A 22,539-nucleotide genomic window follows, 5' to 3' on the forward strand; every position below is an offset into this window, starting at 1 on the left:
ATTAGTTCGCGGCCGGGGCCGGCTCCTGTCGCGGTGGACGCAGACCATCGTAGTCGCAGCGAACCAGGATGCGCGGTTCCTTGCCTTTCACATTGAAAGCGATCCGGTCCGGACCGTCGCGTTGCTCGATTCGATAGTATTCCCTGCTGGGTCCTGGTTCGACCGTACCCTCCTGAAAGAGATCGGTGGCGATGAAGAGGACAGGGCCGGTGCGGACAAGCTCGGCAAAATCCGCATGGCCGTACCAAAAGTCGAGCCTGTCTTGGGAGACCTGCATGCGCCCGGCCTCGGCATCTCCCAGACAGGCCGCGCGGGAGATATCCCACGTTCCGATCATGCTGTCAGGAACGGTCGTTTCCGCCGAGGCGAAGCCCACGCCTGGAAACGAGCAAATCGTTGTCATTGCGACACATTTCAGAAGCGATTTCATCATGGTTTGCCTCGAAAGAGGAAGAGCCCTCCGCCAATCTAACACGAGGTCGGCTCAAACGATCCTACACCTGCACCTTTACGGGAAATCAGAATTCGCCGTTGGCTTTCGCGTCGGCGACTTGCCGCAGGGCGTTTGCAAGAACGTCCGGGGGTTGTGCGCCGGGCAACCCGTAACGCTGTTCGATGAGCGTGAAGGGGACGCCCTGAATCCCCATTTCATTGGCCTGAGCAATTTCCTCGCGAACCAGGTCGGCATCGGCATCGCCCTGCAACAATTGCGAGACGATCGCCTTGTCCATGCCGGCCTCCTCGGCTGCATTCGCCAGTGTTTCGTGGTCTGACAGATCGACGCCCTCCTCGAAGAAGATCTGAAAAAGCCGGGCGACCAGGCGGTGCTGGATCGTCACATCCTGCGTTCCTGCCCAATGCAGGACGCGGTGGGCATCCAGCGTATTGGGAGATGTCTTGATCTTATCGAACGCGAAGTCGATGCCGGCCGCTTTCCCTTCCTTCGAGATCGCAGCATGCAACTGATCGAGACGGTCCTGACTGCCGAACTTGTTCAGCATGTAGCTTTGACGCTCGACACCCTCTGGCGGGATCGTCGGATCAAGCTGATAGGGCCGCCAACGAATGGCGACCGGTAGGTCGGGCATCGCTGAACGGGCTTCCTCCAGCCGTCGGAAGTGAATGTAACACCAAGGACATACCACATCCGAAACGATATCGAGTGTGAGAGGCGAGGCAGGGCTTAACGGTTCGGCGGTTTCTTCTGACATTCCCGTTATGTAGCAGCCATCGGCAACGATACAACGGTCGGACTTATCCGTCGCGGGCCTTCCGGATCAATCGCCGCTCTTGGCTGCACTCTGCCACCACCAGGTCGGAAGCTGAAAGCCATAGATCGGCGTATAGTCGGGATAGGCGAGATCGGCATCATGAGCCACCCGCTGCTCGCTCATGTAATAGAATGGGATCACGTAGAACCCGGAGAGCAGCACGCGATCGTAGGCTCTCACAGCCGTCTGGAAATCCTCTTCAATCTTCGCGCCGAGCATCGCTTCGATCATGGCGTCGATGGCGGGATCCTTCGCGCCGGCAAAGTTGAATGACCCCTCGGCCTCAGCCGCTTCCGAGGACCAGCGGCCGATTTGTTCCTGGCCGGGCGAGAGCGACGACGAGTAGAAATGGATGATCGCATCGTAGTCGAAGCGCTTGCGCCGTTCGAAATACTGCGCCGTATCCACCTTGCGCAGATTGAGCCTGACGCCGAGCAAGGCGAGCGTTTTTTGCCAGGCAAGCGCGATCATTTCCCCCTCGCTGCCATTAATCATCAGCTCAAAGGCTAGCGGATTGCCATTCGGTCCGACCAGTTGCCGGCCTTCCAGTTTATACCCCGCTTCCTTGAAAAGGTTCATCGCGTTTCTGACGAAGTTGCGGTCTCGGCCGGTGCCGTCCGATGCGGGCGGAGTCCACTCACCGGCCATGATCTGAGGCACGATCTGGTCTTCGAAAGGTTGCAGCAGAGTCTTTTCCGCCTCATCCGCCGGAGTAGCCTGTGAATCGAGAACCGAATTGTCGAAGTAGCTTCCGATGCGCGTATAGGCATTGTCGAACATGTTCCGATTGATCCAATCGAAATCGAACAGATTCACGATGGCGCGGCGGAGCTTCGGATTGTCGAAGGGAGGGCGCCTCGTGTTGAAGACAACGCCGCGCATGCCGGACGGCAAAGCGGACTCGAACGTCGATTTCTGCACATCGCCGGAGGTGGCTCGCGGAAAGTCGTAGCGACGTGCCCACCGCGCAGGATCGGAATTGGCGAACGGGCTCTGCTCGATCTGCACGTCGATCTCGCCTTTCTTGAAGGATTCGAATCGCGCGGTCTCGTCGCGGAAATAGACGATGCGGATCCGGTCGTAATTATCGAAACCGCGTTTGGCAGGGATGTCCTTGCCCCAATAGTCGGGATTTTTTGTGAGCGTAATCCGCTCGCCAGGGCGAACCTCGGTAAGAATATACGGACCGGTGCCGGTAATGGGCTCAAGCGTCGATTTGTCGAAATTTTCTCTGTCGATCGCGTGTTCGGGAAGGACAGGCGTCATCGCGACGATCAAAGGCAGCTCGCGGTCGCTCAACTCGGGATCCAGCGTGAAGCGGACGCCTCGATCCCCGACCTTCTCCATTTTCGCGATCTTGTCCCGCACGCGCTTATAGCGTGGATTGGCCTTTTCCGCGAGCAGATCGAAAGTGAAGATCACATCCTCTGGCCGAACGGGCTCGCCATCGGAGAACCGTGCCTTCGGATTGATCTGGAATTCCACGAATGTACGTTCCTCGTCGGTCTCGACCGTTTCGGCCAGCAACGGGTACAGCGTAAAAGGTTCGTCGAAGGAGCGCGCCATGAGTGGCTCGAAGACGTTCATTCCGACTTCCAGATCGTTCAGTCCGCGAACACCGTCCCCTTGGATGATGAAAGGATTAACGGAGTTGAAGGTGCCGGGAAGCCCGTAAGTGATCATGCCGCCCTGCGGTGCAGCGGGGTTGGCATAAGGAAAGTGCTCGAAATCCGCGGGCAGAGCCGGTTCTCCATGCATGGCGAGAGCGTGAGAGGGAGCGGCTTGCGCCGTCCCGGTCGAGACCAGCGAGCATAATGAGAGAGCAAAAGCGGCTCCGCATATGGTCCCGACCGCTTTTGAGCGGCGAAAGAGGTTGCACGCAGTAAAGAGAGCCATCATGGAGACCTTGCCGAAAAAGATTCGCTTTGGCCAAGGTATCAGCGTATCGCCGCGGCACAAATTGGGCAGAGGCACGTCATTCTATTGCCCAATTTGATCGGGAAACACGGAACCATTCCGGCGTATCGCTCACGCGGCGATGATTTCAACCGTCGGCTCGATTTCAGAGGGATATAACATGACAGCACTGACCAACGCTGCGCGGCGTCTCGTGCTTGCCGCCGGCATGCTCGGGCTTCCGGCCATCGCCATGGCGCAGGACGCCCCGAAGACGCCGGGCCCGAACCAGTGGACGAAGCTCTGCCAGACCAAGGATGATCAGAAGAGCTGCCAGACGCAGTTCGTTCAGATCGCTTCGGGCAGCGGCCAATTGGTGACCGCCGTCTACATCGAGGAATTGTCCAAGGGCAGCGAATCCAAGCGCGGCATCCGCGTCGTGCTTCCGCCCGAGCGCGTCCTGAGCGCCGGTGTCGGATTGCAGGTCGATAGCGGACAGATGCAGAAGCTGGACTATACGATCTGCCCGCTGCGGCCTTCGCCAATGTGCATCGCACAGGCTCCGATCACCGAGCAGCAGATCAATGCGTTCCGCAAGGGCGGCAAGCTGACCGTCATCTCGCTCAATCCGATGGGCCAGAAGACCCCTGTGACTGTCACCCTGAAGGGATTCGCATCCGCTCATGACGGAGAGCCAATCGACGCTTCCACCCTCGCTGCCCAGCAGAATGCGCAGAGCGAAGATCTAAAGAAGAAGCGCGAGGAATGGGTCAAGAAATTCCGCGAAAAGCAGACCGGCGGCGAATCAAACTGATCCGCTAAAGCCGAGGACGGATGAAGCGGGGTCGAAAGGCCCCGCTTTTCTTTTGCGCGGTCGTCAGTTCATGGGAATGTCGCGGGGGCGGAAATGTCCGTCCGCGCCGACATCGAAGAATTCGGCAATCTGCGGGTGGCGAAGGGGCAGCCCGCTATCGTCCTCGAGCAGGTTCTGCTCGGACACGTAGGCCACATATTCCGTCTCGTCGTTTTCTGCCAGAAGGTGGTAAAAGGGCTGGTCCCGATGCGGCCGCATGCCCTCGGGAATCGATTCGTACCATTCTTCCGTATTGTCGAAGACCGGATCGACATCGAAGATCACGCCCCGGAACGGAAAGATCCGGTGCTTGACGATCTGGCCAATATGAAAACGTGCGTCTCTTTGCACAGGCTCAACCTCTTATTTTCATACGGTATGTGGTGTGGTGCGGCGGGATTTCCAATGGTATAAGCCGTTTCGGAGGGGGGGCGAACTCCTCATCGTAGGCCAACCTCGAACGCGTTCGGGGAATGGCTGTGCTTGAATGCAAAGTCTTGCGGCGAACAGTCGGATATGGTGCACGTCATCTCGCACCATCCCATTTTCATCATCCGTACCGCTCCGATAAGCCATGGCCGAAATTTTCGCACTCGTTCTGCCGTTCTTCGGCCTGATCATCCTGGGCTACGCAGCAGGGAAAATCGTGCGCCAGCCGGTCGAGGCGCTGGGGTGGATGAATATCTTCATAATCTACATCGCCTTGCCCGCGCTGTTCTTTCAACTGCTGTCCAAGACGCCGATCGAGAAGCTCACCGAATGGAGCTACATCCTCGGCGCGGCGGCCAGCACCTACATCATCTTCGCGCTGATGTTCCTGATCGCCTTTTTTAGAGAACGGCTTATTCCGCCCGCGACGATTGCGGCATTGGCGGCCGCTTACGGCAATATCGGCTATATGGGGCCGGGTCTCGCGCTATTGGCGTTCGGGCCGAGCGCCGCTGTTCCCGTGGCGCTGATCTTCGCCTTCGAGAACGCGCTCCATTTCGCCGTAACGCCAGCGCTGATGGCTCTTTCGGGAACGGTGGAGAGATCGCCCGGAGCTCTGGCGCTGGATATAGCGAAGCGCATCCTGCTTCACCCTTTTATCCTGGCGACATTTGTGGGGGTCGGGGCCGCAGCGCTGGAGTGGTCGCCACCGATCGCGATCGAACGGCTTCTCGAATATCTCGCCAACGCAGCGGCTCCGTGCGCCCTGTTCGTCATGGGTGTGACCCTGGCGCTCCGTCCATTACGCCGTGTCCCGACAGAGCTTGGTTTAATCGTGCCTTTGAAGCTGGTCGTCCATCCGCTGCTGTGCTGGCTGATCTTGAGCGCGGTCGGCAATTTTGATCCGGTCTGGATCCAGTCAGCCATCCTGCTGGCGGCACTGCCGACGGCGACGAATGTTTTCGTCCTTGCTCAGCAATATCATGTCTGGGCCGAGCGCGCCTCGGCCACCGTCCTCATCACGACGGGGGCATCAGTCGTGACTGTAACGGCGATTCTCTGGTTGATGCGAACGGGGGCGGTACCGGTCGATCTGTTCCCTTAACCCCTCCCGGACCTCGCGCCGTATGGCGCGAAAGCCGCTACCGGGGGCCATCCCCTCACGCATGAAAAAGTCGCGGAGCGGTCCGATCCGGCGCAGCGTGTCGAGGCCCACGGCACGAGCAAACTGTGCGGGCAGCATCGCAGATAGCAATGAGCGATTGAGAGACCGAACGGCTGCAGAGCGCAGCGTAATATCCGACCGGCGAGCACGATTATAGGCATTGAGCGCCGCAAGGGAGCCGGGGTCGCCATCAGGCCCAGGAAGGACGGCAGCAAGGTCCGCCACATCTCTCACCGCCAGATTGAGGCCCTGCGCGCCGATCGGTGGGAAGACGTGGGCGGCCTCGCCGATCAAGGCAATCCTCTTGGCAGCAAACCTTGGCGGAAGCGCCGTCGTCAGCGGGAAGGCAGCGCGGGGCCCTTCGACGCTCACCTCACCGAGAAGCGATTGCATGCGCTGTTCGATCTGGCGAGCCAGCGTATCGTTATCGGTCTCGAGGAGCTTTTTGGCGGTGTGAGGCGACACGACCCAGACAAGGCTGGACATATGCTCGTCGGGTAGCGGAACCTGGGTAAACGGGCCGCTTTCGGTATGAATTTCCGTCGATGTAAAATCGTGGGAAACGACGTGCCGGAATGATAGAACCAGCGCTGATTGGGGCAGGGGAGCCGGCTCCTGGCGGATCCCGGCAGCACGGCGCGCTGCCGATTTGCGTCCGTCGGCACCGACGACAAGACGGCAATCAATGCCTTCGCCGTCATCGAGTCGAATGCGGACGGAGTCCTCGGTTGCAGAATAGCGGTTCACCTTGGCGGTGCTTCGCCGGATCAGCGGTTGGTCGGCAAGAGCATCCTCCAGAATGCCGTTGAGCGTGGCGTTTGGAATATTATAGCCGAACGCGGTCTCGCCGATGTCGGAGGCATAGAAAGATACGGCGGGCGAACGCAGGAGACGCGAGGTCCCGTCGGCGATCCGCATGATCCTAAGCGGCGCGCCAGCCTCCTCTATGGGGTATCGCAGCCCCACCTTTCCGAGCGTGGAAAGACTTGGTTGCATCAATGCGGTGGTGCGTGGATCGTTGCGGTCGACCTCTGGTCCAATAAGACGAACGCTGTGACCAGCCCGAGCAAGACAGAGGGCGGCGATCATGCCTGCGGGACCCGTTCCGACAATGGCAATGCGTTCGATCGACTCCATGACTTCACCTTTCTCTGTTTGTCAGCCCTCATATGGCGTGAGAGAGCCCTCTGCAAACCGGATTCTTGAACCCGTCATGCAGGGCGCTAGCTGGGGCGCGAAAAGGGAGCGCCAATATGAGCAATCATGCGATTATCGTCGAAGAGACCGGCGGACCGGAAGTCCTGAAGTGGAAAGAGGTGGATGTCTCTGCTCCCGGCCCAGGAGAGGTGCGGATCAGACAGAAAGCGGTCGGTCTCAATTTCATCGATACCTATTTCCGCAGCGGTCTCTATCCCGCGGATGCGCCCTTTACCCCGGGCAATGAGGGCGCCGGGGATGTGATCGCGGCCGGCGAAGGCGTCACTCGTTTCAGGGAGGGGGATCGGGTGGCCTACACGGTGGGGCTGGGGGGCTACTCTGAAGAGCGGAATCTGCCCGCCGATCGCGCCGTATCGATACCGGACAACGTTTCCTATGAATTGGCGGCCGTGGCGATGCTGAAGGGACTGACGGCGCGCTACCTGCTTCGCAAGACCCACGATTTGAAGGCTGATGATACCGTCCTCTTTCACGCGGCGTCCGGCGGCGTTGGCCTTATCGCCGGGCAGATTGCGCAGCACATCGGCGCGCGGATCATCGGCACGGCCTCGAAGGAAAAGCACGATCTTGCACGCCATCACGGCTATGACGAGCTGATCGACTACAACAATGAGGACTTTGCGCAGCGGATCAAACAACTCACGAATGGCGATCTTTGTGATGTGGTCTATGACAGCGTCGGGAAGACGACCCTCATGAAGTCGCTCGATTGCCTGCGGCCCATGGGACTCCTCGTCAGCTTCGGCCAGTCTTCAGGCAAGGTCGATCCTCTCGATCTCGGTCTTTTGTCTCAGAAAGGCTCGCTCTTCGTGACGCGACCGACGCTCTACAATTATATCGCCAGCCGCAGCTCTTTGGAGGAGGCAACAGAAGAGATGTTCGGCTGGCTTGGCGACGGAACCGTCAAGATCGAAATCGGGCAGCGTTTCGCGTTGAAGGATGCCGAGAAAGCGCACCGTGCGCTCGAAGGACGAGAGACGGTAGGTGCGACCGTGCTTCTCCCGGACGCTTGAGCGGCACTAGGAGCTGCTCTTGACCGCCTCCATTGCCACATAGCTCGAGCTGGAAGCGACGTGTGGCAGCGCGGAAATCTGTTCTCCAAGTATGATGCGAAACGTCTCGATGTCGCGAGTTCTGACCTTCAAAAGATAATCATAACCGCCTGCGATCATGTGACATTCCTCAATCTCGGGTATTTCTGCCACCGCCTTGTTGAACGATTGCAGGGCTTTCTGACGGGTGTCGGTCAGCCTCACCTCGACGAAGCAGATATGTCCGAGCCCCAGCTTTTGCCATGAGAGGCTTGCCCGATAGCCTGTGATGATGCCCTCATCCTCCAGCCGTTTCACGCGGCTGGCGACGGGCGTCTTTGAAAGTCCCACTCGTCGCGCCAGCTCCGTCATGCTGAGGCGGGCGTCGCGTGTAAGCTCTCGGATAATGGCTTCGTCGGTCTGATCGACACGTGACGAGCCATCCGGCCTGCTGATGGGCATGATTAAATCCGATCCGACTGTAAAGTTCATCATTTTAGGTACATCGTCTGCTCATGAAAAGCTATTCTCGCAGGATCGCAACGAGAGGAGCGTTTCATGACGCGAGCGCGCACGGTCAGCCTTTCCGAAATCGAGCAGGCGAAATTCGCACCTGAAGGCCCGTTGGTGGCCGACATGATCGAGCTTGCCGCGTTGGATGAAGGCGACCGTCGGACGATCATAGGCGATGCGGCCGAGCTGGTGCGAAAGATCCGCACGAGCGGTCGGCCGGGTCTGATGGAAGTGTTCCTGGCCGAATACGGGCTGTCGACGGACGAGGGCATCGCGCTGATGTGCCTTGCAGAGGCGCTCCTGCGGGTGCCGGACGTGCAGACCATCGAGGACCTGATTGAAGACAAGATTGCGCCCTCCGATTGGGGACGGCATCTCGGACGCTCGGCATCCAGTCTCGTCAATGCTTCGACATGGGCGTTGCTGATCACCGGCCACGTTCTGGATGAGCGCGGCCCGGGGATGGCCAGCCATCTGCGCGGCGCGATCAAGAGGCTCGGCGAACCCGTCATCCGGACGGCGGTGGGTCGTGCGATGAAAGAGATGGGCCATCAGTTCGTTCTTGGCGAAAGCATCGGCAAGGCGCTCGACCGCGCGGCGAAGGCGGAAGAAAAAGGCTATAGCTACTCCTACGATATGCTGGGCGAGGCGGCCATGACGGCCGATGACGCGAACGCCTATCGCGAGAGCTACGAAAACGCGATCGCCGCGATTGCCAAGCGCTGTATCCATGCCGATTTTCGACGTAATCCCGGTATCTCGATCAAACTTTCGGCACTTCATCCGCGTTATGAAGTCGCTCATGAGCAGCGCGTGATGGATGAGTTGGTTCCGGTGGTCTCGGCGCTCGCCCGCCAGGCTGCCGCAGCCAATATGAATCTCAATATCGATGCGGAAGAAGCCGACCGCCTCGAATTGTCGCTCAAGGTTATTGAGGCGGTATTGGCCGATGAGGCGCTCGCGCGCTGGGACGGCTTTGGAGTGGTCGTTCAGGCCTATGGCCGCCGGGCCGGGCTTACGATCGACTGGCTTTATGACCTTATCCGTCGTCTGGACCGCAAGATCACCATACGACTGGTAAAGGGGGCGTATTGGGATACGGAGATCAAACGCGCGCAGGTGGCTGGCCTGGATGATTTCCCGGTCTTTACCCGCAAGGCTTCCACGGATGTCAGCTATCTGGCCAATGCCCGTAAGCTGATATCGATGCGGGATCGGATCTACCCGCAATTTGCCACTCACAATGCCCATACCGTGGCGGCGATCATCCGTATGACGCGTAATATTGCCAAGAGCGAATACGAGTTTCAGCGTTTGCACGGGATGGGTGACCGGCTGCACGACATCGTCAAACGACAGGAAGGCACGCAGTGTCGGATCTATGCGCCGGTGGGGGCCTACCGCGATCTGCTTGCCTACCTGGTCCGCCGCCTTCTGGAAAACGGCGCCAATTCCTCCTTCGTCAATCAGATCGTCGATGAGCGGATTCAACCGGAAGACGTCGCAGCCTGCCCGTTCGAAACGCTGAAGAAGGCCGATACGGTCGAAAATGAACATATCCGGCGCGGCCCCGAACTTTTCGATCCGCAGCGTAGGAATTCGATGGGATTCGATATCAATCGGACAAGCGAACTCTCAACTATCGATCTGGCTCGACGCAGTGCACAGATCACAAATGCAATGCCCATTCTTTCTGGAGAAGCCTCTCCACAAGAGGCCCGGGATCGCCATAATCCTGCCACCGAAAGCGTCTTAGGGGCGGTTGCCAATGCCAGCGATGCGGATGTCCAGGCCGCACTCTCCGCCGCCTTGCCTTGGGCTACCTCAGCAGCAGAACGTGCCGCTGTCTTGCGGCGCGCTTCCGATCTTTATGAGCGCGATTTCGGAGCGATCTTCGCCATACTGCAGAAAGAAGGTGGCAAGACGATTCTCGACGCGATCGGCGAATTGCGCGAAGCGGTGGATTTCCTCCGCTATTATGCAGCGCAGGCGGAAACATCCGAGCTTCCGCCGAGAGGGGTCTTTGTCTGCATCAGCCCCTGGAATTTCCCGCTCGCCATCTTCACCGGACAGATTGCCGCGGCTCTGTCGACCGGAAATGGCGTCATAGCGAAGCCCGCGGAACAGACACCACTGATCGCAGCCCACGCTATTCGCTTGCTGCATGAGGCGGGCGTTCCGCGAACCGCGCTCCAGTTCTTGCCGGGTGAGGGCGCAACGGTCGGCGCAGCTCTTACCTCGGATCAGCGGATTGATGGCGTCGCCTTTACCGGATCGACGGAAACGGCTCTGGCCATCCGCAACGCGATGGCCGAACATCTCGCGCCGGATGCGCCGCTGATCGCGGAAACCGGCGGCCTGAATGCGATGATCGTCGACAGTACGGCTCTCCCGGAGCAGGCTGTTCGCGATATCGTTGCTTCGTCGTTCCAGTCGGCAGGTCAGCGCTGTTCGGCGCTTCGCTGTCTCTACATCCAGAGCGATGTCGCCGAGGGGCTCGTCGAAATGCTGAAAGGCGCGATGGACGAACTCACCATCGGCGATCCTTGGTCTTATTCGACCGATGTCGGCCCTCTGATCGACAAGGACGCGCAGAAGGAAATTCAAGCCTATATCGACCAGGCCCGTTCGGACGGTCGGCTTATCAAACAGTCTGCCGCGCCAAGTCGCGGAAGCTTTGTCGGGCCGGCATTAATTCGCGTGGATGGCATTGGCGATCTGGAGCGCGAGGTTTTTGGGCCCGTCCTCCATATTTGCACCTTCGAGGCCAATGAGATCGAAAAGGTCGTCGACCGGATCAATGCGACGGGCTACGGCCTCACCTTCGGACTGCATACCCGCATCGATGGCCGGGTTCAGGCGGTGACGGATCGGATCGAAGCGGGGAACGCCTATGTGAACCGAAACCAGATCGGCGCGATCGTCGGCAGTCAGCCTTTTGGCGGAGAAGGGCTCTCCGGCACGGGTCCGAAAGCGGGCGGGCCGAACTATCTGCCCCGCTTCAGGCGAATGGCCGGCCAGGAGGTGAGCGGGCCTTGGGATCGGCCCATGGACCAACTGAAACTACAGAAAACCCTTAGGGACACGCGTCGCGGCCTTCCGATCGGCGTTGCCGATATGCCCGGACCGACGGGCGAGAGTAACCGTCTGCGCTATGTCAGCCGCCCGCCCATTCTATGCCTCGGCCCGGGTGAAGACGCGGCCAAGGCGCAGATGGTGGCCATCACCGAACTCGGTGGACACGCCGTAATGGTCGAGGGAGCGCTCGAACCGACCGCCTTGACCGAGCTCTCCGGCATCTCTGGCGCGATATGGTGGGGAGGAGCAGAGGAGGCGCGCGCATATGTTCGCGCCCTCGCGCAGCGGTCCGGGCCGATTCTTCCGCTGATCGGAGGCATGCCCGATTTCGGTCATGTGGCCTATGAACGGCACTTGTGCGTGGATACGACCGCCGCCGGCGGCAATGCTCAGCTTCTTGCGGAAACGGAGGGAATCTAAGGAGCGCCGATTTCGATTGAGCTTGTCAGATCCTTGTCGGGGTCGGCGAGTTAATCAGAGCATGCGGGCCGGGATCTGCGACAGACGGCTAGTTGCCCGGTTCAACGATCTCGGCGATTGAAGCGATCGACTTCAGCTCTGCCAGCAACTCATCGACGCGTTCGCGTGCGGGTGCCGGTTTCGAAAGGCCGCCGCCCTCGAACATGTTCTTCGTAACGCGGATCGAGATCAGCAGGCAGTTGTCAGAAAAGGCGGCATGGAAAGCCCAGGGATTGCCGAACCTGCCGGACAACTCCGTCGCCGCTTCCATGAAATGCGGCGTCAGCAGAGCGTGGGTCTCCACCGGATCGGTGGAGTAGACTTGGAATCGATCCCCGAACCGAGGATCGTCGAGCGCAACTGCCTCCATCGAATGACCAGCGCCATGATAGTGATTCCCCAGCCGTCCGAGATCGGGGACCAGAACCGTCCGACCGTGAAACGGTCTGGAAATTCTGTAGAGCAGCAGAAGGCCGTGAAAGACGTTTCGCTCTTCGCCACCGTCCTTCTTTTTCAGATGGGCTTCGCAGAGTTCGAACGGCACACCGTTCAACGTTCCTGCGATTCGGTCTTCCAATAGCCGCTCGCGGTGATCCGGAACGATAAAGGCATCGCGGAAACGCTCGACTGGGAAGACGAAATCTGTTGCCACGAAATCGAGCCCCAGAAATTCGCACGTCTTTCCGACCAGAATGGACTTCATCTTTCCACGGAAGCGGCCATGGATGCGAAAGGCTCGATAGAACCCGCCACCAAACAACGTGAAGCCGCCAAGTGCGAAAAGGCCGGGAAGAGGGGATTGCATCGTGATTGGCGGTCGTCCGCTATTGGCGAGAAGACCGATGACGATCAGCAGCAGGCCGAGCAGGCCTGCGGCGATGCCGAGTTTGAATTGCCGCGCCGCTTTCCGCCGTTCGACTTCCAGCTTCTCGAGTTCGGGCTTGATCTTTGCGGCATAGTTGGCCTCGAACCGGGCGAAGCGGCTTGATGACAAGGACTCACCATCGGTCGCCATGGCAGAAGCCGCTCCTTATCGTTGCAAGAGTGGACGCGGCAATTTTTTCGCCTCGCTTCGCTCCCTGCACTGAATGCTGGTCACGGCGAAGCCTATCGCCCCGCCCAGTCCCCCGCAACGGTAACGCACTTCCCGGTGGGCCTGATATCGACCGGGTGAGCGGCGTGGAATCCAGGTGCGGAGATCATCACCCGAAAATGCTTGCGAGCTGTCAGGGGCGCGCATACGCGCCAAGGTGCGAAAATGGCGGATGGGGTGGGATTCGAACCCACGGTACGGTCTCCCGCACGCCGGTTTTCAAGACCGGTGCCTTAAACCGCTCGGCCACCCATCCGCTTGCGAAGCGCTTCATAGGCGGGCTAAGACAAAGCTGCAAGCGTGTTCATTTGGTCACAGCTCTGCCACTTGAGCGCCGCATTGTGTCGTCACACCGGTTATGAAACGCAGAGGGTCGCCGGTGCGTCGCCGGTTCCATGGGGTAGGGCAAAAGATATGAATCGCTGGTTAGGGTGTGGAACAGCGTTGGCCCTCGTTCTTTCGAGCAACTGGCTGGCTGGATGCACTTCGACACATCAGGCAGCAAAGTCGATGACAGCGGTCGAAAGCACGGCTCGCGAAGGTGACGAGACATCTGCTGACGTCAAGCTCGACATCTCCGATCAGGCCGAAAAATCGGACGAAGATGCCGGCGACATGCGACTGGCGATGCTGGAGCCGGGCGAAGGCGATGGCGCGGCGGCCTTGGAAGCGGCAGTTCAGGAACCTGTCGAAGCCGGCGAGGACAAACGGACACGCCTGCGCCGCGGTGGCGGGGCCTACAAGATCGGCAAACCCTACAAGATCAAGGGCAAGCTTTACGTTCCGCGCGATGAGCCTGGATATGAAGAGGTGGGGCGGGCCTCTTGGTATGGCCCCGGCTTCGACGGACGGATGACGGCCAATGGTGAAGTCTTCGACCAGAATGCGCTGACGGCCGCTCACACCACTTTGCCTTTGCCGAGCTACGCCCGTGTCACAAATCTGAAAAACGGCCGATCCGTTGTTGTTCGAGTCAACGATCGCGGCCCCTATGCCAATAACAGGCTGGCCGACCTCTCAAAAAAAGCGGCCGTAATGCTGGGCTTCCATCGAGCGGGCCATACGGACATCAAGCTGGAATATCTCGGCAAGGCGCCGATCCGTGGCGGCGATGGAGAGCAATTGCTCGCCAGCTACAGCGAGGATAGCGATTCGCCCGCACAATTGCCGAAATCGAAGCTCGTCGAGCGCCTCGATGAAGGCGTGGCAGCCCTCCAGGATGGGGTGGAGAGCGTCAAGAAGAAAGCCAGCGAAGTTCTTCCCGGCGTGGCGTCGGCAAAGGACGAGCCAGCGCTTGAACACGCGACCCCGGGCACGAATCAACCCGTCCGCCAAACGATCGAAAGTGTGCGCCTGGAAAGCGCAGACGCCGATGATCCACTCGGATTTGCGTCGCAGACACCCACTCGGCAGATGGGCGTATTCGGACTGGTTTTGCGAGAGACGACTGGTCGCCAATGAAGCCGGTATTTTTTGCTGCGGCATGGCTGGCTGCATCGTGGGTTTTGCCCGCTTATTCCGCTCCGGTCGAAACACCGGCCCATCAGGTTCTTCTGATCGACGCCGCAGATGGAACGACGCTTCTTTCCCGCAATTCTCGTGAGAAAGTGGAACCCGCCTCACTGACCAAACTGATGACCGCCGAAATCCTGCTGTCGGAATTGAAATCGGGCAACATTCAGGAAGAAACGATATTCACTGTATCGGAGCACGCCTGGCGTACCGGCGGGGCGCCGAGCGGCTCCGTGGCGATGTTCCTGAAGCCCAAGGAAGAGGTTCGGGTCATCGACCTGCTGCGCGGCATCGTCGTTCAGAGTGGCAATGACGCGGCGATCGCGATTGCAGAAAATCTGGATGGATCGGAAGAGGAGTTTGCCGAGCGGATGAACCGCCGCGCCTCCGAGCTCGGCCTTTCCGATTCAACTTTTCGCAATCCGTCTGGCTTGAGCGATCCAGAGCAAGCCGTATCGATGGCTGATCTGATCAAGCTGGCGCAGCATATCTACAGCACCTACCCCGAATACTGGCCGATCTTTTCCGAGCCGGCGTTCGAGTGGAACAAGATTTTTCAGCGCAACAGAAACCCCGCCTTGTCAGAGCGGATTGGCGGCGACGGACTCAAGACAGGCCAGAACGAGTCGCTCGGTTTCGGGATCGTTGCCACCAAGTCGGAGAATGACCGCCGTGTCTTTCTCGCGATGGGCGGCCTCTCCAGCAAGGACGAACGCTTTCAGGAAACGCAAAAGCTGCTTGATTGGGGACTGAAGGAATTTGCCAGGATGCCGCTATACGGCAAAGAGGAGACGGTCACGACAGTGCCTCTTTATGGCGGCACCGAAGATACCGTAACCCTCCATCTGGCAGAAGCGTTTCAGCCACTTCTGCCGGTCGATGGCGCAGGCGTACATGCCGATATTCTTTATTCCGGCCCGATCGCCGCCCCCGTGGAAAAGGGACAGGAACTTGCCAGCCTGATCGTGACCGTCAATGAGCAGGAGACGATGAGGGTCCCGCTTCTGGCGGCGAGCGACGTCCCGAGCAAAGGGCTCTTTGCGCGTGCCGCGGACGCTCTGGAAGAGCTGGCGTTCGGCTGGATGAGAAATATTGAACTGCCCTGGTCGACCGCCGCCCAAGGCTAAGAATCTTCTGCCTCCCGTCGCTTTGTCATTGCGATGCGCCCGTTGGACGCTCTAAGTCACACCCATGGAGAAGACTGGATATTTCCTGACCTTTGAAGGCGGCGAAGGCTCCGGCAAGAGTACGCAGTTGCGCCGGTTGGCGAAGAACATGGAGCGTGCGGGGCGCAGGATCCGGGTGACGCGGGAGCCAGGCGGCACCCCGGCGGCCGAGTCGCTTCGTGTCGCCCTGCTTTCCGGTGTCGCCAAAGAGCTTGGTCCTCTGGCCGAAGCGTGCCTGTTCGCCAGTGCGCGCGCCGATCACGTCAGGCAATTGATCGCCCCGGCGCTCGCCGATGGCTACGACGTGATTTGCGATCGATTTTCCGATTCAACGCGTGCCTATCAGGGCAGGGCAGGGGTCTCCGCGAGCCAGCTCGATCTTCTGGAGGAATTGGCGCTGGACGGCCTCCGGCCCGATTTGACCATTCTTCTGGACATTGATGCCGAGCAAGGCATGAAACGCGCGGATGCCCGCCGGCAATCGGACAATGCTGATCGTTTCGAGGCAGACCGACTGCAGGAGCATGAAGCGCGGCGGCAGGCTTTCCTGGATATGGCGAAGGATGATCCGGACCGATTTGTCGTGATCGATGCATCCTTGTCCGCCGATGAGGTGGAGGCCATTATTGCAAAGGCAGTGACGGAACGGCTCGAAATCCAGTTCGCGCCAAAGCTGACACAGGTTTCGTCGTGATAGCGGAACAGGAGAGACTTGCGCCGGCCGCTCATGATGACCTCGATGGCGTTCCGTCGCCGGCGGAATCGGGCGCTCCGGTGGGGCATGACGCTATCTGGGAGACGCTTGCCGGCGCCTACGGAAAAGATCGTCTCCCGCAGGGTCTGATTCTCGCGGGACCGTCCGGGATCGGCAAGGCGACACTGGCCTTTCAATTCGCTCGCTACCTCCTTCTCAATCCCGTACCGCGTGAAGCGCTACAGACCGGTCCGCAATTCGATGTGCCGGAAAGCCTCTTCCGTCAGGTGGCAAGCGGGGCGCATCCCGGCATCTTGCATATCAGGCGGCCGTTCAATCAACGGTCCAAGACTTTCCGGACGCGGATCACCGCAGATGAAGTCCGGGCCATCGGTCGTTTTCTGAGCCATACAAGCGGTGATGGCGGTTACCGGATCGTCATCGTCGATCCGGCCGAGGACATGAATATTCATGCCGCCAATGCATTGCTGAAGATATTGGAAGAGCCGCCGGCAAATACGATTTTTCTCCTGATCGCGCATGCGCCGGGGCGGCTTTTGCCGACAATCCGGTCCCGCTGCCAGATGTTGCGGATGACTCCGGTCGATTCGGCGAGCATGGCGGAGGTTATGCGGCGCCTGGAGGTGCCTCAGCCGCCCAATGGCGACGTCGAACGCATCACGAACCTGGCGGAAGGCAGCGTCCGGCGCGCAATATTGCTGCTGGCTTTTGGCGGTCTCGATATTGCGGAGGCCATCGAAGGGCTGCTGAAGAATCAGAATTTCGACCTGCAGTCCGCACGGGCCGCGGCGGCGTCCGTCGGTGGGCGAGGCAGCGACGATGCGTTCGATCAGTTCAACCGGCTGATCGATGATACGCTGACAGAGTTCGCCCATCGTTACGCCATCGATGGGAACGGTGAGACGGCCAACCGCCTCGCCGGGTATCACGGCGAATTCAACGAGGCCGTAGAGTCTGTACGGACCTTCAACCTGGATCGGCGACACCATGTGGTGAAGACGCTTCGGGATCTCCACGGCATGTTGCATCGGAAGTAGCGATATCGATGACGCGCCAAGCCTTTCCAGCGGCGCACCCATGCTTTATCTGGACGCCCAGCCGACAAGGGCAGCGAACTGAGAGACACGATGAGCGATAATCGCTTCTATATCACGACCCCCATTTTTTATCCGAACGGCGTTCCGCATATCGGCCATGCCTATACCGCCGTCGCTACCGACGTTCTTGCCCGCTTTCAAAGATTGGACGGCAAGGACGTATTCTTTCTGACCGGTACCGATGAGCACGGCCAGAAGATGCAGCAGACGGCACAGAAGGAGGGCATCGCTCCGATCGAACTGGCCGATACCAACTCCGCTGTCTTCCGGCGCATGGTCGAGGTGTTGGGCTGCTCGAACGACGATTTCATCCGGACGACCGAACCTCGGCACCGCGATGCCTGCCAGGCACTCTGGAAAAAGATGCAGGAGCGCGGTGACATCTATCTCGACAGTTATGGCGGCTGGTACTCTGTCCGCCAGGAAGCCTTTTTCGACGAGAAGGAAACGACCCTCGGCGATGACGGTGTCCGCCGCGAACCGCTGGGCTCGCCTGTCGAATGGGTCGAAGAAGAAAGCTACTATTTCCGTCTCTCGGCCTACGGCGAAAAACTTCTGGACCATTATGAGAAGAACCCGAACTTTATCGGCCCGGCTGAGCGCCGCAACGAGGTCGTGAGTTTTGTCAAAGGCGGCCTGAAGGATCTTTCGATTTCGCGGACGACCTTCGACTGGGGCGTGCCGGTTCCTGACAATCCCGACCACGTTATGTATGTCTGGGTCGATGCGCTGACGAACTACATCACCGCAGCCGGCTACCCGGACGAAAGCGCCGACCGTTGGTCGTACTGGCCTGCCAATGTGCACATTATCGGCAAGGATATCGTTCGGTTTCACGCCGTCTATTGGCCTGCCTTCCTTATGAGTGCCGGCGTCGAGCTGCCTCGGCGCGTCTATGCGCACGGCTTTTTGCTCAACAAGGGCGAGAAGATGAGCAAGAGCGTCGGCAATGTGGTCGATCCGTTTAATCTGGTCGAGGCCTATGGACGCGATCAGCTCCGCTATTTCCTGATGCGTGAGACCGTGTTCGGTCAGGACGGGTCCTATAGCCACGAGGCGATCGTGGCCCGCATCAATGCCGATCTTGCGAACGATCTCGGCAATCTGGCGCAACGCTCGCTCTCCATGATCGGCAAGAATTGCGCATCCGCCGTTCCAAAACGCGGCGATTTGACCCCGGCCGATACCGCAATGCTCGAGCGCGCAAGGAGCGCCTTGAAAGAGGCCCGTGAAGCGATGGCGCATCAGCGTATCCACGCCGCGCTCGTTGCTGTCTTCGGGGCCGTTTCCGAAGCCAATCGCTATTTCGCGGCGCAAGAGCCCTGGGCGTTGAAGAAGAACGATCCGGACCGGATGGAGAGCGTGCTCTGGACGACGGCAGAGACGCTGAGAATACTGGCGATACTGGCTCAGCCTGTCATTCCGGAAGCTGCCGGCAAGCTGCTGGAACTTCTTGCGGTACCGGCCGATGAGCGCAGTTTTGCTCATGTCGATGTACGGTACGAACTTCGGTCCGGCGAGGAACTGCCCAAGCCAACTCCGATATTTCCGCGTTTCGTGGAAAAAGAGGACGAAGCGGGGAAGGGCGCGGCGTGACGCTTATCGACAGCCACTGCCATCTCGATTTTCCGCAGTTCCAGGAAGACTTTTCCGGCGTTCTTTCGCGCGCGGCCAACGCTGGCGTTCGCCGCATGGTGACGATTTCAACGAGGGTTCGGCAGATCGAAACGCTCCGGGCGATCGCAGAAGCCAACGACTGCATCTATTTCTCGGTCGGTACCCATCCGCACCAGGCAGCGAAAGAAACCGACGTGACGGTCGATGAGCTTCTGAACCATGCGGCGCATGAGAAATGTGTCGCCATCGGAGAAGCTGGTCTCGATTACTTCTATGATAACGCGCCGCGGGATGATCAGGAGCGGAGCTTTCGGATACATATCGATGCGGCGCGGCAGAGCGGACTTCCGCTGGTTATCCATGCGCGCGATGCCGACGAAGATGTCGCATCCATCTTGCATGAAGAGACAGGGAAGGGGGCTTTCCCCTTTATACTACACTGCTTTTCCTCCGGGCGTGCGCTGGCGGAGACGGCTGTCGAACTGGGTGGCTATGTCTCCTTCTCGGGCATTCTCACATTCAAGCGCTCAGACGAGTTGCGCGCGATTGCCGCCGATCTGCCTCTTGACCGTCTTCTGATCGAAACCGACGCGCCCTATCTGGCGCCGCAACCCTGGCGCGGCCAGACAAATGAGCCGGCCTACGTTGCCGAGACCAATCGCATCCTCGCAGAGTGTCATGGGATGGAGGCCTCGCAAATGGCCGCCCGGACGACGGAAAATTGCCTGCGTTGTTTTTCCAAGATGCCGCCACTGACGGAGGTTGCTTAGCCCTCGTGCCAAAACTACGTTTCACGATGCTCGGATGCGGCTCTTCGCCTGGTGTGCCGCGGCTCACCGGCGACTGGGGCAAGTGCGATCCCAAACAGCCGAAGAACCGTCGTCTGCGCGCATCGGCGCTTGTCCAACGCATCGCCGATGATGGCCAGATGACAACTGTGGTGATCGATACCGGGCCAGACTTTCGCGAGCAGATGATCAGCGCTGGCGTTACGGAACTGCATGGTGCGGTGTATACCCACGCTCACGCGGACCATCTGCACGGCATCGATGATCTTCGCGGCTATTGGCTGACACAGGGTGCGTTGGTCCCAACCTATGCCGATGAGGCAACATTCGAGCGTATCTATGATGGCTTCCGCTATGTGTACGAGACGCCACCGGATTCAGCCTATCCACCCATATTGAGCCGCAATGAGATCCAGGTGGGCGTTCCGTTCCAGATCGATGGTGACGGCGGGCCAATCTCTTTTCTGCCGCTCCATCAGGAGCACGGCTCGATCCATTCGCTCGGCTTTCGCATCGGTCCATTGGCCTACTGCACGGATGTTTCGGCCTGGCCGGAGGAAACGGTCGAGCAGCTTCATAATCTGCAATTGCTGGTCGTCGATGCGCTTCAATATCGTCGACACCCCAGCCATTTCAGTCTGGAGCAGGCGGTCGAGTGGGTCGATTACCTAAAGCCGGAGCGAGCGGTACTTACTCACATGCATACGCTGCTTGATTACGACACGGTGATGGCTGAAACGCCAGGCCATGTGGAGCCTGGTTTCGACGGGCTGACAGTCGAGCTTCACATCGACGATTGATCTTGAGCCCGATAACGCCCGGTCGGATTGCGATCGGCCGCGATTAGAGGTCCCAACCCAAACAGCAATCCAAGCCTCAATGGTCGTCTGGCTGCCTAATGAGCGGTCAGGTGACCATTTTCATATTCCATTCAAATCCGAACAGACCGAGCCTCGTACTACACTAGGTTCCATAATCAATATTATGCCAATTATAGATCGGCGTTTCAGCTTGTACACTGGGAATTGGACGCGTCCTGCCCTGCGCTTCGGCAATATCTTACCCGGTTAGCGGCAGCGCTGTTTCTGCGAGCTGGATCCAGTAGCGAACGCCATGAGGGATCGCATCATCGTTGAAATCGTAGTTCGGGCTGTGCAGGCCCGCGCTATCGCCATTACCGACAAAAATGTAAGCGCCCGGCCGCGCTTCCAGCATGTAGGCGAAGTCTTCCGCGCCCATCAGTGGTGGATGATCGGTGAACACGTTTTCGTTGCCGGCCACACGCTGTGCGGCAGTCGCTGCCACCATGACCGCATCGGCGTCATTGACCGTCACGGGATAACCACGCCGATACTGAAACGTGGCCTGGACACCATACGCGGCAGAAATGCCATCGACGACGCGCCGTATGGCAGCCTCCGTTTCTTCGCGGATACGTGGCGACAGCGTCCGCACCGTTCCTCCGAGCTTCACCCGTTCTGGAATGACGTTGAAGGCCGAACTATCGGCTTCCAGCTTTGTGATGGACACGACGTTGGCTTCAAGCGGATCAGTATTGCGCGACACGACTGTCTGCAGCGAGACGATCATCTGGGCAGCAGCGACCATCGGGTCGGCGGTACTGTGCGGAATAGCGGCGTGCCCACCCTTCCCCACGATTTCGATCAGCGGATAGTCGGCCGATGCCATGATCCCGCCGTTTCGCATGCCAAATTGCCCGATAGGCAGCCCCGGCAAATTATGCATGCCGAAGATTTGCTCAATGGAAAAGCGCTCCATGAGACCGTCTTCAACCATCACCCGACCACCAGCGCCGCCTTCCTCAGCCGGCTGAAAGATTACGGCGACCGTTCCGCCGAAATGACGCGTGTTGCAGAGTTCGCGGGCTGCGCCGAGCAGCATCGCTGTATGGCCATCATGCCCGCATGCGTGCATCTTTCCGGAGTTTTTAGAGGTCCAGGGCACGCCGCTTGTTTCGCGGATCGGCAGCGCGTCCATATCGGCACGGAAGCCGATGACGCGGCCCCCTGGCCCGTGACGCCCGTGAATGAGACCGACCACGCCGGTGCGACCGATCCCGGTGACGACTTCATCGCAACCGAAGCTCCTCAACTGATCGGCAGCAAAGCCGGCTGTCCTTTGGACATCGAAGAGCAGTTCGGGATGCGCATGGATATCTTGTCGCCATGCGGCGATCTCCGAAGCGCGATTGGCTAGATTGTCGGTGAGGGCCATTGGCCGTTCCTATCAGGTCAGCTGGAGCGCGGGCGCAAGAAGCCGGCAATTATGACGGTGAACCATGCCACCATAAGCGTGGAACCGCCGAGCGGCGCAGCGTAAGGAAATAGTCCTGACTGCCCCACTGCCCTCAACATGACGTCGCAAGAGAATAGCCCCGCCCCGAGCGCCATCAAAATCGCGGCAACCGCCACAATACGAGAGCGTGACAGGTGACCGGCAAGTGCGATCAGAGCCGGAGCGTGAGCCAGGAGGATAAGCGCCACGGCAGACGTCAATCGCGCATCGGCTGATCCGTGCGCCGAATAGGCAGCGGTCGCAACGCCTAGCAGTCCAAAGACGCCTGCCAAGGACATGATAATGCTGTTCACGATGCCTTCTCTCCCGGTTTGAATTCGGC

At 59.4% G+C, this 22,539-nt stretch carries 20 protein-coding genes and 1 tRNA gene; 11 read left to right on the top strand and 10 right to left on the bottom strand.

Annotated elements, in window-relative coordinates:
- Position 1: 1 nt before the first annotated feature.
- From D8780_RS06170 to D8780_RS06180, 3 genes are all read right to left on the bottom strand, one after another.
- On the bottom strand, positions 2–433 hold the full coding sequence (locus D8780_RS06170; RefSeq protein ID WP_121644817.1) for a hypothetical protein: 432 nt from the start codon (positions 431–433) through the stop codon (positions 2–4).
- 85 nt (positions 434–518) lie between these two features.
- A complete protein-coding gene (locus D8780_RS06175) occupies positions 519–1,211 on the bottom strand; it encodes a DsbA family oxidoreductase (RefSeq protein WP_121644818.1) in 693 nt (230 codons plus the stop codon).
- Positions 1,212–1,277: 66 nt separating this feature from the next.
- A complete protein-coding gene (locus D8780_RS06180) occupies positions 1,278–3,029 on the bottom strand; it encodes an extracellular solute-binding protein (protein ID WP_245412383.1) in 1,752 nt (583 codons plus the stop codon).
- A 319-nt stretch (positions 3,030–3,348) separates the two neighbouring features.
- On the opposite strand from D8780_RS06180, the gene D8780_RS06185 reads away from it, so the two are divergent.
- Complete coding sequence (locus tag D8780_RS06185) at positions 3,349–3,981, top strand: invasion associated locus B family protein (protein ID WP_158598452.1); 633 nt, start codon at positions 3,349–3,351, stop codon at positions 3,979–3,981.
- 63 nt (positions 3,982–4,044) lie between these two features.
- Here the strand turns inward: D8780_RS06185 and hspQ are convergent, their stop codons facing one another.
- Positions 4,045–4,371 carry a heat shock protein HspQ gene (hspQ, locus tag D8780_RS06190; RefSeq protein ID WP_121644820.1) on the bottom strand — a complete coding sequence of 109 codons (327 nt, stop codon included), beginning with the start codon at positions 4,369–4,371 and terminating at the stop codon, positions 4,045–4,047.
- 223 nt (positions 4,372–4,594) lie between these two features.
- On the opposite strand from hspQ, the gene D8780_RS06195 reads away from it, so the two are divergent.
- A complete protein-coding gene (locus tag D8780_RS06195; protein ID WP_121644821.1) occupies positions 4,595–5,554 on the top strand; it encodes an AEC family transporter in 960 nt (319 codons plus the stop codon).
- Here the strand turns inward: D8780_RS06195 and D8780_RS06200 are convergent.
- Positions 5,483–6,751, bottom strand: a complete 1,269-nt coding sequence (locus D8780_RS06200; RefSeq protein WP_121644822.1) for a UbiH/UbiF family hydroxylase — start codon at positions 6,749–6,751, stop codon at positions 5,483–5,485. The genes D8780_RS06195 and D8780_RS06200 overlap by 72 nt on opposite strands.
- Before the next feature lie 116 nt (positions 6,752–6,867).
- Between D8780_RS06200 and D8780_RS06205 the strand changes: the two genes are divergently transcribed.
- Entirely contained in the window at positions 6,868–7,845 is a 978-nt protein-coding gene (locus D8780_RS06205; RefSeq protein ID WP_121644823.1) for a quinone oxidoreductase family protein, read from the top strand.
- Between the two features lie 6 nt (positions 7,846–7,851).
- On the opposite strand, the gene D8780_RS06210 is transcribed toward D8780_RS06205, so the two are convergent.
- Complete coding sequence (locus D8780_RS06210; RefSeq protein WP_121646408.1) at positions 7,852–8,325, bottom strand: Lrp/AsnC family transcriptional regulator; 474 nt, start codon at positions 8,323–8,325, stop codon at positions 7,852–7,854.
- 96 nt (positions 8,326–8,421) lie between these two features.
- Here D8780_RS06210 and putA point away from each other — a divergent pair, with 96 nt between their 5' ends.
- Positions 8,422–11,874, top strand: a complete 3,453-nt coding sequence (putA, locus tag D8780_RS06215) for a bifunctional proline dehydrogenase/L-glutamate gamma-semialdehyde dehydrogenase PutA (protein ID WP_121644824.1) — start codon at positions 8,422–8,424, stop codon at positions 11,872–11,874.
- Positions 11,875–11,962: 88 nt separating this feature from the next.
- On the opposite strand, the gene D8780_RS06220 is transcribed toward putA, so the two are convergent.
- Both D8780_RS06220 and D8780_RS06225 read right to left on the bottom strand, forming a co-directional pair.
- Positions 11,963–12,928, bottom strand: coding sequence for a DUF3137 domain-containing protein (locus D8780_RS06220; protein ID WP_121644825.1), 966 nt, complete (start codon positions 12,926–12,928; stop codon positions 11,963–11,965).
- 244 nt (positions 12,929–13,172) lie between these two features.
- A tRNA-Ser gene (locus D8780_RS06225) sits at positions 13,173–13,262 on the bottom strand.
- A gap of 254 nt (positions 13,263–13,516) precedes the next feature.
- On the opposite strand from D8780_RS06225, the gene D8780_RS15995 reads away from it, so the two are divergent.
- From D8780_RS15995 to D8780_RS06260, 7 genes are all read left to right on the top strand, one after another.
- A complete protein-coding gene (locus D8780_RS15995; RefSeq protein WP_121646409.1) occupies positions 13,517–14,467 on the top strand; it encodes a septal ring lytic transglycosylase RlpA family protein in 951 nt (316 codons plus the stop codon).
- Positions 14,464–15,645 carry a D-alanyl-D-alanine carboxypeptidase family protein gene (locus D8780_RS06235; RefSeq protein ID WP_121644826.1) on the top strand — a complete coding sequence of 394 codons (1,182 nt, stop codon included), beginning with the start codon at positions 14,464–14,466 and terminating at the stop codon, positions 15,643–15,645. The genes D8780_RS15995 and D8780_RS06235 overlap by 4 nt, the downstream gene beginning before the upstream one ends.
- Positions 15,646–15,709: 64 nt before the next feature.
- Positions 15,710–16,378: a dTMP kinase gene (gene tmk / locus D8780_RS06240; RefSeq protein WP_121644827.1), complete on the top strand. Its 669-nt coding sequence runs from the start codon at positions 15,710–15,712 to the stop codon at positions 16,376–16,378.
- Entirely contained in the window at positions 16,375–17,436 is a 1,062-nt protein-coding gene (locus tag D8780_RS06245) for a DNA polymerase III subunit delta' (RefSeq protein ID WP_121644828.1), read from the top strand. Before tmk ends, D8780_RS06245 begins: the two co-directional genes overlap by 4 nt.
- A 90-nt stretch (positions 17,437–17,526) precedes the next feature.
- Positions 17,527–19,092, top strand: coding sequence for a methionine--tRNA ligase (gene metG / locus D8780_RS06250; RefSeq protein WP_121644829.1), 1,566 nt, complete (start codon positions 17,527–17,529; stop codon positions 19,090–19,092).
- Entirely contained in the window at positions 19,089–19,883 is a 795-nt protein-coding gene (locus D8780_RS06255; RefSeq protein ID WP_121644830.1) for a TatD family hydrolase, read from the top strand. Before metG ends, D8780_RS06255 begins: the two co-directional genes overlap by 4 nt.
- A 26-nt stretch (positions 19,884–19,909) precedes the next feature.
- On the top strand, positions 19,910–20,701 hold the full coding sequence (locus tag D8780_RS06260; RefSeq protein ID WP_121644831.1) for an MBL fold metallo-hydrolase: 792 nt from the start codon (positions 19,910–19,912) through the stop codon (positions 20,699–20,701).
- Positions 20,702–20,960: 259 nt separating this feature from the next.
- Here the strand turns inward: D8780_RS06260 and D8780_RS06265 are convergent, their stop codons facing one another.
- Entirely contained in the window at positions 20,961–22,136 is a 1,176-nt protein-coding gene (locus tag D8780_RS06265; RefSeq protein WP_121644832.1) for a M20 aminoacylase family protein, read from the bottom strand.
- Between the two features lie 17 nt (positions 22,137–22,153).
- The gene (locus D8780_RS06270) at positions 22,154–22,510 is read right to left on the bottom strand and encodes a DUF423 domain-containing protein (RefSeq protein ID WP_245412278.1); all 357 of its coding nucleotides are present in this window, start codon (positions 22,508–22,510) and stop codon (positions 22,154–22,156) included.
- Positions 22,511–22,539: the final 29 nt, after the last annotated feature.

This window comes from Notoacmeibacter ruber (assembly GCF_003668555.1).
Classification (GTDB): Bacteria; Pseudomonadota; Alphaproteobacteria; order Rhizobiales; family Rhizobiaceae; genus Notoacmeibacter; species Notoacmeibacter ruber.